Source organism: Reyranella sp. CPCC 100927 (genome assembly GCF_007859315.1).
Taxonomy (GTDB): domain Bacteria; phylum Pseudomonadota; class Alphaproteobacteria; order Reyranellales; family Reyranellaceae; genus Vineibacter.
Window position 1 is genome coordinate 1 of the sequence record NZ_VOHA01000024.1, and the last position, 11,846, is coordinate 11,846.

Annotated in this window: 11 protein-coding genes; 3 read left to right on the top strand and 8 right to left on the bottom strand. The window is 66.9% G+C overall.

Annotation, left to right across the window (positions count from 1 at the left end; all coding sequences use genetic code 11):
* Nucleotides 1-149: 149 nt before the first annotated feature.
* Nucleotides 150-1,232, bottom strand: a complete 1,083-nt coding sequence (gene dinB, locus FQU96_RS35105; protein WP_146546070.1) for a DNA polymerase IV — start codon at nucleotides 1,230-1,232, stop codon at nucleotides 150-152.
* Between the two features lie 170 nt (nucleotides 1,233-1,402).
* On the opposite strand from dinB, the gene FQU96_RS35110 reads away from it, so the two are divergent.
* Both FQU96_RS35110 and FQU96_RS35115 read left to right on the top strand, forming a co-directional pair.
* Entirely contained in the window at nucleotides 1,403-2,149 is a 747-nt protein-coding gene (locus FQU96_RS35110) for an SDR family NAD(P)-dependent oxidoreductase (RefSeq protein ID WP_146546071.1), read from the top strand.
* Between the two features lie 258 nt (nucleotides 2,150-2,407).
* Nucleotides 2,408-3,622, top strand: a complete 1,215-nt coding sequence (locus tag FQU96_RS35115; RefSeq protein ID WP_178130935.1) for an MFS transporter — start codon at nucleotides 2,408-2,410, stop codon at nucleotides 3,620-3,622.
* 28 nt (nucleotides 3,623-3,650) lie between these two features.
* Here FQU96_RS35115 and FQU96_RS35120 read toward each other — a convergent pair whose 3' ends face one another.
* The 3 genes from FQU96_RS35120 to FQU96_RS35130 form a co-directional block, all read right to left on the bottom strand.
* Nucleotides 3,651-4,868, bottom strand: a complete 1,218-nt coding sequence (locus FQU96_RS35120; protein ID WP_146546073.1) for a CaiB/BaiF CoA-transferase family protein — start codon at nucleotides 4,866-4,868, stop codon at nucleotides 3,651-3,653.
* A gap of 159 nt (nucleotides 4,869-5,027) precedes the next feature.
* A complete protein-coding gene (locus FQU96_RS35125) occupies nucleotides 5,028-6,587 on the bottom strand; it encodes an acyl-CoA carboxylase subunit beta (RefSeq protein ID WP_146546074.1) in 1,560 nt (519 codons plus the stop codon).
* A 136-nt stretch (nucleotides 6,588-6,723) separates the two neighbouring features.
* Nucleotides 6,724-7,119 (bottom strand): hypothetical protein, encoded by a 396-nt coding sequence (locus FQU96_RS35130; RefSeq protein ID WP_146546075.1) that lies wholly within the window; start codon nucleotides 7,117-7,119, stop codon nucleotides 6,724-6,726.
* 182 nt (nucleotides 7,120-7,301) lie between these two features.
* Between FQU96_RS35130 and FQU96_RS35135 the strand changes: the two genes are divergently transcribed.
* Nucleotides 7,302-7,673 (top strand): nuclear transport factor 2 family protein, encoded by a 372-nt coding sequence (locus tag FQU96_RS35135; protein WP_146546076.1) that lies wholly within the window; start codon nucleotides 7,302-7,304, stop codon nucleotides 7,671-7,673.
* A gap of 117 nt (nucleotides 7,674-7,790) precedes the next feature.
* Here FQU96_RS35135 and FQU96_RS35140 read toward each other — a convergent pair whose 3' ends face one another.
* The 4 genes from FQU96_RS35140 to FQU96_RS35155 all read right to left on the bottom strand — a co-directional run bounded on the left by FQU96_RS35140 (nucleotide 7,791) and on the right by FQU96_RS35155 (nucleotide 11,845).
* Nucleotides 7,791-8,519, bottom strand: a complete 729-nt coding sequence (locus FQU96_RS35140; protein WP_146546077.1) for a glutathione S-transferase N-terminal domain-containing protein — start codon at nucleotides 8,517-8,519, stop codon at nucleotides 7,791-7,793.
* On the bottom strand, nucleotides 8,516-9,547 hold the full coding sequence (locus FQU96_RS35145) for a glutathione S-transferase N-terminal domain-containing protein (RefSeq protein ID WP_178130937.1): 1,032 nt from the start codon (nucleotides 9,545-9,547) through the stop codon (nucleotides 8,516-8,518). The genes FQU96_RS35140 and FQU96_RS35145 overlap by 4 nt, the downstream gene beginning before the upstream one ends.
* A gap of 192 nt (nucleotides 9,548-9,739) precedes the next feature.
* Nucleotides 9,740-10,543: a helix-turn-helix transcriptional regulator gene (locus FQU96_RS35150; RefSeq protein WP_178130939.1), complete on the bottom strand. Its 804-nt coding sequence runs from the start codon at nucleotides 10,541-10,543 to the stop codon at nucleotides 9,740-9,742.
* Nucleotides 10,544-10,633: 90 nt separating this feature from the next.
* Nucleotides 10,634-11,845, bottom strand: coding sequence for an ABC transporter substrate-binding protein (locus tag FQU96_RS35155; RefSeq protein ID WP_146546080.1), 1,212 nt, complete (start codon nucleotides 11,843-11,845; stop codon nucleotides 10,634-10,636).
* Between the last annotated feature and the right edge of the window lies 1 nt (nucleotide 11,846).

Here is an 11,846-nt window from a genome sequence, read left to right on the forward strand (position 1 = left end):
CCCCTACCTCTTTGAATCTCAACTCGTTCCCGCTGTCCAATGCTAAGTTAGCGCCTATGGGCGTCCCGCCCGCATCACCGGCGAAAGCTTTGCTTTCGCCGGCGCGTAGCGCCAAGACATGAGCGGGCGGTACGCCCGCGCTCCCAGGGTCAGCGCAGTTCGAGCGCCATCTGCGATGGCTCGGTCGCATCGGGCGCGCTGAGGTTGGACAGCGACACGCCCAGCAGCCGCACGTGCTTCTGCAGCGGGAAGATGCTGCGTACCAGGTCGAGGCTGATGCGCTCGGCCGTCGGCTTGTCGGCGATCGGCGCCAGGCTGCTGTGGCTGCGGGTCACGATCTGGAAGTCGGCGTACTTGATCTTCACCGTCACCGTGCGGCCGACGATCTTGGTGCGCTCGCAATAGGCCCATACATCGTCGAGCATGGCTTTGACGCCGGCTTCGACGTCGGCCGATTGGTTGAGGTCCTGGGCGAACGTCGTCTCCGAGCCGACCGATTTGCGCGGCCGGTCGGCCACCACGGGCCGTTCGTCGATACCGCGCGAGATGGCGTGGTACCAGGGCCCGGCCTTGCCGAAGTGCTCCTGCAGGAAGGCAAGAGTCTGGTTGCGCAGGTCGGCGCCGGTGAAGATGCCCAGTCCGTTCATCTTGGCGGCGGTGACCGGGCCGATGCCGTGGAACTTGCCGACGGCGAGGTTCTCGACGAAGGCGGCGCCCATCGCAGGCGTGATCACGTACTGGCCGTTAGGCTTGTTCTGGTCGGAGGCCAGCTTGGCCAGGAACTTGTTGTAGGAGATGCCAGCCGATGCCGTGAGACCGGTCTGCGCCAGGATGTGGGCGCGAATTTCCTGCGCCACCTGTGTCGCGGAGGCGATGTTCTTCAGGTTGGTAGTGACGTCGAGATAGGCCTCGTCGAGCGACAGCGGCTCGATCTGCGGCGTGTACTGGGCGAAGATGTTACGGATCTCGCGCGACACCGCCTTGTAGACCTCCATGCGCGGCGGCACGAAGATCAATGTCGCGCATTTGCGGCGCGCCGTGACCGAGGGCATCGCCGAGCGCACGCCGAACTTGCGCGCCTCGTAGCTCGCCGCCATCACCACGCCACGCTCGCGCGAGCCGCCCACCGCCACCGGCTGGCCGCGCAGGTTGGGATTGTCGCGCTGCTCCACGGACGCGTAGAACGCATCCATGTCCAGGTGAATGATTTTCCTGACGTCTTTCTCGGCCATCAGACCGCCTGGTGAAAGGAGCGCGGTAGCGCGCCGATTATTATCAACTAAACCCTGAGGGGAGGAAGCTGTCATCCCGAGCGCAGCGAGGGATCTTTCCGCGACGTGTGGGCCTGTCAGCGCTGAAAGATTCCTCGCTGCGCTCGGAATGACAGCCAGGAGGACGAGAGATGACCGATCGCCTGTTCGACTTCAGCGGCAAGGTGGCCCTGATCACCGGTGGCAGCCGCGGCATGGGCCGGGAGATGGCCAAGGCCTTCGCCGAGCGCGGCGCTGACATCGTCATCACCAGCCGCAAGCTCGATTCCTGCCGCGAGGTGGCCGCCGAGGTCGAGAAGCTGGGCCGCCGCGCATTGCCCTATGCCTGCAACGTGGCGCACTGGCAGGAACTCGAGGGGCTGGCCGATGCCGCGTACGCTGCCTTCGGCAAGGTCGACATCCTGGTCAACAATGCCGGCAGCTCGCCGCTGGCGCCCTCGTCGCTGGAGACCAGCGAGCAGCTGTTCGACCGCATCGTGCACCTGAACTTCAAGGGGCCGTTCCGGCTGATGTCCCTGGTCGGCAGCCGCATGGCGGCGGGCAACGGCGGCTCCATCATCAACATCAGCAGCGTCGGCGCCATCCGGCCACGACCCTCGATCGCGCCCTATGCCGGCGCCAAGGCGGCGCTGAACGCCATCACCACGGCCTTCGCCTTCGAGTACGGACCCAAGGTTAGGGTCAACGCCATCATGCCGGGGCGTTTCCTGACCGACATTTCCAAGGCGTGGACAGAAGAGGCACGCCAGAACACCGGCGTCGCCCTGCAACGCAGCGGCAAGCCGGAGGAGATCGTCACCGCCGCGCTCTATCTTGCCAGCGAGCATTCGGGCTTCACCACGGGCTCGGTGATCCAGGTCGATGGCGGGATAGCGTAATCGCCACACTGTCATCCGGAGCGTAGCGGTCATCCCGAACGCAGCGAGGGACCCCCTGGAAACAGAGTCTCCTCTCGCGGGAGATCCCTCGCTGCGCTCGGGATGACGGCCGCTGTGCTCGGGACGACAAGAAGCGGCGTGCAGTGACGACAGGGCTGCCCTGTCAGCGAACCTCCGCACACGGCGGCGCCCATCCACTACAGTGCGCCCAGGAGTAGACGCGCCCGCAATGCACGGGCGTGCTGGATGGGAGCGGGCGTGGCGCCGGAGAGTGGTGGACTGCGGGCGTTGATGGCCGACAGTGCGTTCCGGCGGCTGTGGCTGATCGGCGCGGTGACCGGCATCATGCGGTGGCTCGACGTCGTCGTGGCCGGCATCTACGTCTTTGACGTGACCGGCTCGCCGACCTGGGTGGCGGCCGTCACCTTCATCCGCGCCGTGCCCATGATCGTGGGCGTGATGTTCGGCGCCATGGCGGCCCGCTTGCCGCTGGGCGGCCTGATGCGGGTCGGCATTGGTACCGTAGCGCTGAGCTACACGATCCTGGCCGTGCTGGCTGTCTTCGATGCCCTGGCGGTATGGCACGTCGCGATCGGCGTCTGGATCGTGGGCACCTACTGGAGCTCCGAGAACTCGGTGCGCCGCACGATGATGTGCGCCGTCGCCGGGTTGGCCAACACCGGCACCGCGATCAGCTTCGACTGGGCCACCATCAACGCCCTGCGGTTGGCCGGGCCGTTCCTCGGCGGCGTGCTGTACGATGCCTACGGCATGGCGGCGCCCTGTGCCTTGGGCGTCGTGTGCTTCGCGGCGGCACTGTTCCTGGCGCTGGGCATGACCAGCGGCAGCGCGCCGGCGCTGTCGGGGCGGCGGCGCCTGTGGGAGGATATCGCTGACAGCCTCGCCATCGCGCGCCGCAGCGCGGCGATCAAAGGTGTGCTGGGCGTCAGCATCTGCCTCAACTTCTTCGGCTTTCCCTATTCGAGCATGATCCCCGTCATCGGCAAGGACGTGCTGCGCGCCACACCGGCCGATGTCGGTTTTCTGTCCTCGATGGAAGGCCTGGGTGCGATGGTGGGTGCGGTGACGCTGACCGCCTTCGTGCGGCCGTCATGGTTCGGCCGCGTGTTCATGATCGGCTCGTTCGGTGTTGCTGCCGGTGCCATCGCGTTCGGGTTGTCGCACATCTACGCTCTCTCGGCCGTGGCGCTGGTGGTGGCCGGCGCCGGCATGTCGTGGTTCGCCTCGATGCAGAGCACCCAGGTGCTGGCGCAGACGCCGGCGGATCGGCGCTCGGGCATCATGGGCGTGCTCACCACCACGATCGGAATCGGCCAGTTGGGTGCCCTGCCCATCGGCTGGCTGGCCGCGCAACTGACGGCACCCACCGCCGTCGTCATCTACGGCAGCTGCGCGGTGGTGACCCTGGCGGTGTGCGCCTGGCGTTGGCCGGCGATGTGGCGACCAGGCTGAATCCGGGGAGCGCGGGCGTCCCGCCCGCTCATGGCCTGGCGCTACGCGCCAGTGCGGCGGGACGCCCGCGCTCCCAGGTCTCCCGTAACCGCACGATCTCGTCGTCGCTGTAGCCCGCCTCGCGCAGGATCTCGTGCGTATGCTCGCCCAGCAGCGGGGCGCCGTGGCGGTACTCGGGCTGGGTGCCGCTGAAGCGGGCGGCGTTGCGGGTCTGGCGCAGGCGGCCGGCTTGCGGATGGTCGTTCTCGACGATAATGCCGGTGGCCGTGACCTGCGGATGGTCGATCATCTGGCCGCGGGTCAGCACCGGTACGCAGGGCACGCCTTCGGCCTCGAGCCGGCGCATCCACTCGTCGGTGGTGCGCTCGATCAGCGCCGACTGGATCAGCTCCAGCCGCGCATCGATGTTGACGTCGCGCAGTTCGGTGGTGGCGAAGCGCGGATCGTCGAGCCACTGCGGGCGTTCCGCGGCACGGGCGAGCGCCTCCCACTGGTCGTTGGTCATGACAGCGACACTCATGTAGCCGTCCTTGGTCTCATAGATCAGGTCGATGAAGCTTGCCGCCCGCTGGGCGCTGACCTCGCGCCCGACATAGGTCTGCGCGCCCATGTCGGACGACCACAGGAAGGCGACGATGGCGTCCAGCATCGACAACCGTACGTGCTGGCCCTCGCCGGTGCGCTCGCGCGCCAGCAATGCCGCCGTGATCGCCTGCGCCGACGTGACGGCAGTCAGCTTGTCCGGCAGGATCGTGCGCACCAGCCGCGGGCGCGCCGAGTCGGAACCGCCCTGCACCGAGGCCAGGCCGGACAGCGCCTGGATGATGGGATCATAGACCGGCTTGTGCGCGAACGGACCGCTTTCGCCGAAACCGCTGAGCGAGACGTAGATGATCTTGGGTGCCACGGCGCGGATCGCCGCTTCACCGACGCCCAGGCGGTCGACCACGCCGGGCCGGAAGTTCTGCACGAACACGTCGCAGGTGCGCGCCAGTCGCTTCACGACCTCGACGCCCTCGGGTCGGCGCAGGTCGACGGTGATGGAGCGCTTGTTGCGGTTGTTGTTGAGGAAGCTCGCCGACAGGCCGCCGCTCTTGTTGCCGGCGCTGCGTGTGAAGTCGCCGGTGCCCGGCGGCTCGACCTTGATCACGTCGGCGCCCTGGTCGGCCAGGATCATGGTGCCGTAGGGGCCGGAAATCACGGCGCTGAGGTCGAGGATGCGATAGCCGTGCAGCGGTCCGGGCATGGGGGCGAGTCCTCTCGTTTCATCTTGAATACCTTCCCCCGCTTGCGGGGGAAGGTGGCGCGTAGCGCCGGATGGGGGTTGCCCCGAACAGATGAGGTGTTCGGCGTCCCCCCATCCGCCCTTCGGGCACCTTCCCCCGCAAGCGGGGGAAGGTAGAAACTAAGGCCTGTACGTGAAGCTCGTCGGGCCCCGCTGCTGGTCGAGCAGGGGCCAGGTGAGCTCGATCCAGTCGCAGAGCTTGGCGCGCGTCTCGCGCGGATCGATGAGGTCGTGCACCGCCAGCGCCTCGGCGCGCGGGAAGGGCGAGCGGCGGGCGGCGAACTGCTCCTCGAGCTCGCGCCGTCGCGCTGCCGGATCAGGCGCCGCCGCGATCTCGCGACCGAAGGCGACGGCGACACCGCCCTCGACCGGCAGCGCGCCGGACTCGGCCGACGGCCAGGCGAGGATGTAGCTGTTGGGGGCGTAGTGCGCGGCGGCACCCAGCCCCATGCTCTTGCGCACCATGATCGAGGCCCACGGGATGCTGGCCATCGCCACCGCCAGCACGGCGGCAGCGCCGGCCCGCACGGTGCCTTCCGCCTCGGCTTCGGCGCCGATCATGAAGCCGGGCTCGTCGACGAAGTTCAGCACCGGCAGGTGGAAGGTCTGGCAGAACTCGACGAAGCGGCGCACCTTGCGCGCGCCCGCCGCCGTCATCGATCCGGCGAGCTGGCGGCAATCGTTGGCCAGCACGCCCACCGGATGACCGAGCAGGCGCGCCAGCCCGGTGATCTGGCCCGGACCGTAGCGGCGGCCGATTTCGAAGAACGAGTCCTGATCGACGATGGCGCGCACCACGGCGCGCATGTCGAAGACACGACGGCGATCGACCGGCACGATATCGGCCAGCCGCTCGTCAGCGCGGTTGCGGTCGTCGGTGCACGGCAGCGACGGCGGCAGCTCCCAGACATGCTGCGGCAGGTAGCTCAGGAAGCGGCGGATGGCGGCGAAGGCAGCGGCCTCGTCATCGACGACGTCGTCGATCACGCCGCTCTTCTCGTGCAGGTCGGCGCCGCCCAGCTCATCCTTGGAGACCGACCGGCCCAGCGCGCGCTCGACCAGCGCCGGACCGCCCACCAGCACCTGCGATGTCTCGCGCGTCATGACGCAGTAGTGCGCCGACACCAGCCGCACCGCGGGCAGGCCGGCGACGGCGCCCAGCGCCGCGGTGGCGACTGGCACGGTGGCCAGCGCGCGGCCGACCGAGGCGAAACGGTGCGGCGCATAGACCGGCTCGGGTGGCATGGGTGCCGCACCCTTGCCGGCGCTGCCGGTCACGCTGCCGCCCGAGCCTTCGTGCAGGCGCACCAGCGGCAGGCGGTACTGGCAGGCGACGTCCTCGGTGTAGATGCTCTTGCGCAGGCCGCCGATGTTGGGCGAGCCGGCCGCGATCGTGAAATCCTCGCCGCCGGCAATACAGGGGCGGCCGGCGATCTTGCCGAAACCGAGCACGAAATTGGCCGGCGTGAAGTGCACCGTCTCGCCGGCGTCATTGCGCTCGGACGCGCCGGCGATGGGACCGATCTCGCGGAAGCTGCCGGGATCGAGCAGCGCATCGATGCGCTCACGGATAGTCAGCCGGCCCTTGGCGTGTTGACGCGCGACGGCAGACTCGCCACCCAGTCTCTTGGCGGCCTGCCGGCGCGTGGCGATCTCGTCGCGCTCCTTGTCCCAGCCCATGCGCATCCCTGCAGATATTACCGCAGGCTTGTATCACGATCGCGGCGGTGGCGGCGGGGTGCTGGCATGAGAAGTTCCAATGCGATCATCAGGGAAATGCGTGGAATGCGGGTCGCCCAAACGTCCGCTGCCGATCCTATTGGTCGTGCATGGTCTGCATCAGGATTTTCCAGGCACCGTCGCGCCTGTACAGGTTGTAGGAATAAGTGCTGTGCCAGAGCGCTTGCTCCTCTGGATTCTTGTAGGCCCAGCGCAGTGTCGCCAGACCGCCGTTGGTGCCGAAGCCTTGCCAGTCGAACGAGACGTAGTCCGTGTGGGTGTAGCCGCGGCTGCGGTACTGCTGGTCAAGCGCCACGAACAGCGCGGCCAGGTCAGCGTGCGACGCATGGAGGCGCACGACGCCCGCCCGTGCCGTGATGCATGGTTCTGCGTAGAACGTCGCGGCGATGGCTGGCGTCTTGGCAAACGCATCCCCGTAAGCGCTGAAGAGCGATTTGATCTCGGCTTCCGTTGCTGAACGGTCGTCCGGCATGAATGCCTCCGTGTGACGGTAGTGGACAGCACCGTACCGGCGGGCCTGCTCTTGCGGAAGGGGTGGGGAATCGCACTTTCATATACGCGCCGGGGAGACCAAGCCCAGGGCCTCTCGGCATCCTGACAGGAACTGTCACCAGCGGGCACCACACTTCATTAAGGTGACGCAGGAGAATCCGAATGAACCTTCATGATGAATCGTTCGTCCAGAAGATGCTGGCGGCGTGGAACGCCCATGACGTGGATGGCGCCATGGCGCTGATGATGGAGGACTGTGTTTGGGAGATTCCCAGAGGTTCGGCGCCGCATGGCACGCTCTTCCAGGGCGCGAACGAGGTTCGTGCCGCCATCGCCGATGCCTTCCGCGCGATCCCCGATATCCAGTATCAATCGCTTCGCAGCTGCTTCGGCTCGGGGCATGTGGTGATGGAATTGCTGGTGACCGGAACGCTCGCCGATGGCACCGCGGCAAGATTTCACGCATGCGACATCCTCACCATGGTGGACGGCAAGATTGCCGCCAAACGATCGTACCGGAAGGTCGCCGGCTAGGGCGGATCTCGATTCATGGAAGCAGGTGTCATCCCTCGCTGCGCGCGGGATGAGGTCTGCTACCGTGGGATGGCTCGCGGCGTTCGACATGACGGTCTGAGCGCCCCAGCACCGCCGTCAGGCGTCGCGCACCCGCTGTCCGAGCAGCACGTTCCGCGCGTCGCGCGTCATGGTGGGCTTGCCCTCGCGCAGTGCGTTGCCGGCACGAAAGCCCGTGTTGACGGCCGGGCGGGCGGCGATGGCGTCGAACCAGCGCCGCAGGTGCGGGAAGGTGGCGAGGTCCTGTTCGTGATGGCGCCACAGCCTGATCCAGACCCAGCAGGCGATATCGGCGATCGAGTAGTCATCGGCAAGCCACGCGTGGTCGCGCAGCCTGGCATTCATCACGCCGTAGAGCCGATTGATCTCGTTCGTGAAGCGCTCGATCGCATAGGGAATGACCTCGGATGCATATTCGCGGAAATGATGAACCTGACCGGCCGTCGGCCCCAACGCTGCGATCTGCCATGCCAGCCATTGGTGGACCGTGTGCCGTTCTCGCAACACCGTCGGCAGGAACCGTCCATGCTTCTCGGCGAGATAAGCCAGAATGGCCGCCGATTCGAACAGCGCGTAAGGTGCGCCGCCGTCGACCGGCGCGTGATCGACGATGGCCGGGATCTTGTTGTTCGGGCTGATGGCCAGGAATGCCGGGTCGAACTGGGCGCCCTTGCGGATGTCGACGGGCACCAGGTTGTAGGGCTCGCCGAGCTCCTCGAGCAGGATCGTGATTTTCCAGCCGTTGGGCGTCGGCCAGTAATAGACATCGAGGGCCGCCGGCCCGTGCCGTCGCGGCGGCGCGGTCATATCCCGAACGCCGCGCCGCAGCCGGTCTCGCGCAGCAGCGCCATGGTCTGCGCCCGCGCCGCCCCCGATAACGCCTCGAATTCCTGCCGCAGCCACCGCAGGCACTTGGCCTGGTAGCGGAACGGCGCCTGGGCGTAGGGCATTCCCAGCATCGTCAGCGACACCTTCTCCCGGCCGTGTTCGATGGCTGCTTCGTTGGCGAGCAGGAACGGCAGGTAGGTTTCGCCCGCCAGGCGCAGCAGATCGGTGGTGGCGCCGCTCAGGTCGTCGGTCGAAGCTACCCAGGCGCCGTCGACGCCGGACGCCTCGTCGAGCGTCTGGATCCAGTCCAGGGAGGCCGGCGATCGATCGCGCATGATGGCGCCCGGCGTCGGGTCATTGCGGCAGGTGAAGAGGGCGCCGAACACGCCGAAGTCTCCCAGCGACGGACGCGTGCCGAACAGGAACGATGATGAGGCGCGCAGATCGGTCATCGCATCGAGCACCCGGCGATAGACCTCGGCAATTAGGGGCGCGTTCTGAGGCGTGCAGCCGACCAGGGGCATTCGCGCGATCTGGCGGTCGCGGAAGGCGCGGGACGCGGCCTCGATCCGATCCTGAGGGACGCCGCCACCGAGGACTTCGCTCATGACCAGCCGGTTGGTGAAGTTGCGGTCGACCTCGTTCGACCAGCGATAGTGGAACGCGACCTTCAGGAGCCACTCGTCACCCATGTCCTCGAGCAGATGAGAGAGGAAGGCGAGTCCGGGGTTGTCGGGAACGATCGACCGTGCCGGGTGATGGCGCTCCAGCCTGTAGGCGATGGCGGTGGAGTCGACGTGATAGGACTCGTCGCCGGGAAACCACACCACCGGAATGATCCGCGGCGTGACCTGCGCCAGCTCGGGCCGCACGAGGTCCATACCCGGCACCCAGTCGAAGCTGGCCGGTATCCAACTGAACGGAATATGGCGATAGCGAAAGATGGCCCTGAGCTTGGCGGCGTAGGGCGAACCCAACACGCCGTACAGACGATATCGGCTGTCCATGAAATGCCTCTCCTGCGGCCGTGCCCTGGCCGACATGCGCCTGCCGGCCCACACGCGGCAGCACCGGAGTCATTCTAAGGATTGGTGGTGGTGCTGCTTGCGGGCGCCGGCCAACCGATATCGCAAACGCGACGATCGCGTGGTTGCGCCCACCCCCCTTCTCCCCGCGCAGGCGGGGAGAAGGGGAAGACTCTAATGGTGCAGGGCGTCGTCGGCGAAGTATTGGCCGGGGGTCTGGCCGACGGTGCGCTTGAAGGCATCGATGAAGGCGCTGGGGCTGTTGTAGCCGACCTCGAGCGCGGCGGCGGTGACCGATTGCCGGGACCCCAGCAACACCATCGCCGACATCAGTCGCAACTGGCGCCGCCAGTGGGCGAAGGACACGCCGGTTTCCTTGACGAAGCGGCGGGTCAGCGTGCGGCTGCTGGCGCACGCGATGTCGGCCCAGTCGTCCAGGGTCCGTGGATCGGCCGGGTTCGCCTTCAACGCGATGCAGATGCGCTGCAGCCGGACGTCCCTGGGCATCGGCAGATTGACTGGCGCCGCCGTGCAGATCTCCATCTCGTCGAAGATCAGCTCGGCGATGCGCCGGCGATGGGCGTCGGATTTGTACACCGACGGCTGTTCGACGACGCGCAGGATCAGCTCGCGCAGTAGCGGCGTTACCCGCACCAGGCAGCAGCACGCCGGTAGCGGCAGGCGGATGCCGGGCTGGACCAGGATGTTGCGCAGGGAAATGCCGGTCACCGGCGTGAATTTGTGCTCGACATGCTGCGGCACCCACAGTGCGCGCTGCGGCGGCACCACCCAGGACGCGCCGCCGCTTTCGATGACCATGACTCCTTCGTTGGCGAACATGAGCTGGCCGCGCAGATGGCTGTGGGTCTCGACCACGGCGCCCGCGGGTACGTCCATCGCCAGCCCAACAAGGGGATGGCGCGCCATGCCAGCTTCGATCTGCTCGATCTCTCTGGCCGAAAGGACGGTTCTTTCCATCGTACGCCCTCCGCCACCCCTGGGGTGGGACATGTGAGCGTAGTGTGCACCGGCTGTTGGTTCGAGCGCTATCCCGGCGGCGCGCCGCGTTCAGTCGCCCTGGGCGTCGCCGAAGATCTGCCAGGATTCGCCGTCAAACCGCATCAGATACAGCTGTTTGATGGGTACGTGGCTGTCTGCACTCGTGTTGAGTGTGACGCCCGGCAGAAGCATCGGCAGTGCGACGTCGCGCAGGCTGGCCGCCTGCCGGCGCACGTTCTCGGTGGTCAGATCATCGCCGCTGCGCCGCAGCACCTCGACCAGCGTCTGTGCCGACAGATAGCCATAGACGGCGAAGATGTCGGCCTTGTCGCCACCGGGATAGTACTTATCCATCCACGCCGACCATTGCTTGTAGCCGTCGTCGTGGCGCCATTTCGGGTCGGTCGGATCCTTCTGGAACTGGGTCGAAATGATGCCCTTGGCGCTCTCCAGGCCGGCCGGGCGCAGCACCGCGCCCACCGAGCTCGAGTAGTTGCTGAGAAACTGCAGCGGATGCCAGCCCAGATCATGGGCCTTGCGGATCGCCTGTGCCGCGAACTTGCCGCTGGCCGTGTTGAAGAACACATCCACGCCTGACGCCTTCAGGTCGATGATCTGCGAATCCACCGTGGCATCGGTGGTGGCGTAGCTGACCTCGCGCACGATCATGTGCTGCGCGGCGGCGCCCAGGCCTTCCTTCAGGCCCTTCAGGTTGTCCTTACCGACATCGTCATCCTGGTAGAGGATGCCGATGCGGGCCTTGGGCTTCTCCTTCAGGACGAACCGCACATACGCCTTCATTTCGGCGTTGTAGTTGGGCTGCCACCCGAACGTCCACGGATAGGCGGTCGGGTTGTCCCACTGGGTGGCGCCACCGGTCGGAAAGAGGTGCGGGATCTTCTTGGCGTTCAGGTACTTGCGGATCACAGCGTTGGTCGGCGTCCCGAAGGTGCCGAAGATGGCGAGCACCTTGTCCTGCTCGACCAGTCGGCGCGTCTGTTCGACCGTCTTGGGCGGGCTGTAGCCGTCATCCAGCGAGAGCAGGTTGATCTTGCGTCCGTTGACTCCGCCTTCGGCGTTCAGCATGGCGAAGTAGGCGAGCTCGGCCTTGCCGATGACGCCGTACGACGACGCCGGCCCGCTGTAGGGCATCGTCTGGCCGACGGTGATCTCGGTGTCGCTGGCGCCCGGGCTGTAGCGCTTTTGCGCCAGCGCCGCCGGACAGGCGGCCATCAGCGCCAACACCGGTACCAGCCGCAGCAGCGGTAGAATGCCGTTCATG

Bases quoted from the DNA above. Each gene is read 5' to 3' on its own strand.
- FQU96_RS35110 (WP_146546071.1), top strand. From the start codon at position 1,403: ATGACCGATCGCCTGTTCGACTTCAGCGGCAAGGTGGCCCTGATCACC.
- FQU96_RS35135 (WP_146546076.1), top strand. From the start codon at position 7,302: ATGAACCTTCATGATGAATCGTTCGTCCAGAAGATGCTGGCGGCGTGG.
- FQU96_RS35120 (WP_146546073.1), bottom strand. From the start codon at position 4,868: ATGCCCGGACCGCTGCACGGCTATCGCATCCTCGACCTCAGCGCCGTG.
- FQU96_RS35125 (WP_146546074.1), bottom strand. From the start codon at position 6,587: ATGGGCTGGGACAAGGAGCGCGACGAGATCGCCACGCGCCGGCAGGCC.
- FQU96_RS35140 (WP_146546077.1), bottom strand. From the start codon at position 8,519: ATGACCGCGCCGCCGCGACGGCACGGGCCGGCGGCCCTCGATGTCTAT.
- dinB (WP_146546070.1), bottom strand. From the start codon at position 1,232: ATGGCCGAGAAAGACGTCAGGAAAATCATTCACCTGGACATGGATGCG.
- FQU96_RS35130 (WP_146546075.1), bottom strand. From the start codon at position 7,119: ATGCCGGACGACCGTTCAGCAACGGAAGCCGAGATCAAATCGCTCTTC.
- FQU96_RS35155 (WP_146546080.1), bottom strand. From the start codon at position 11,845: ATGAACGGCATTCTACCGCTGCTGCGGCTGGTACCGGTGTTGGCGCTG.
- FQU96_RS35145 (WP_178130937.1), bottom strand. From the start codon at position 9,547: ATGGACAGCCGATATCGTCTGTACGGCGTGTTGGGTTCGCCCTACGCC.
- FQU96_RS35150 (WP_178130939.1), bottom strand. From the start codon at position 10,543: ATGGAAAGAACCGTCCTTTCGGCCAGAGAGATCGAGCAGATCGAAGCT.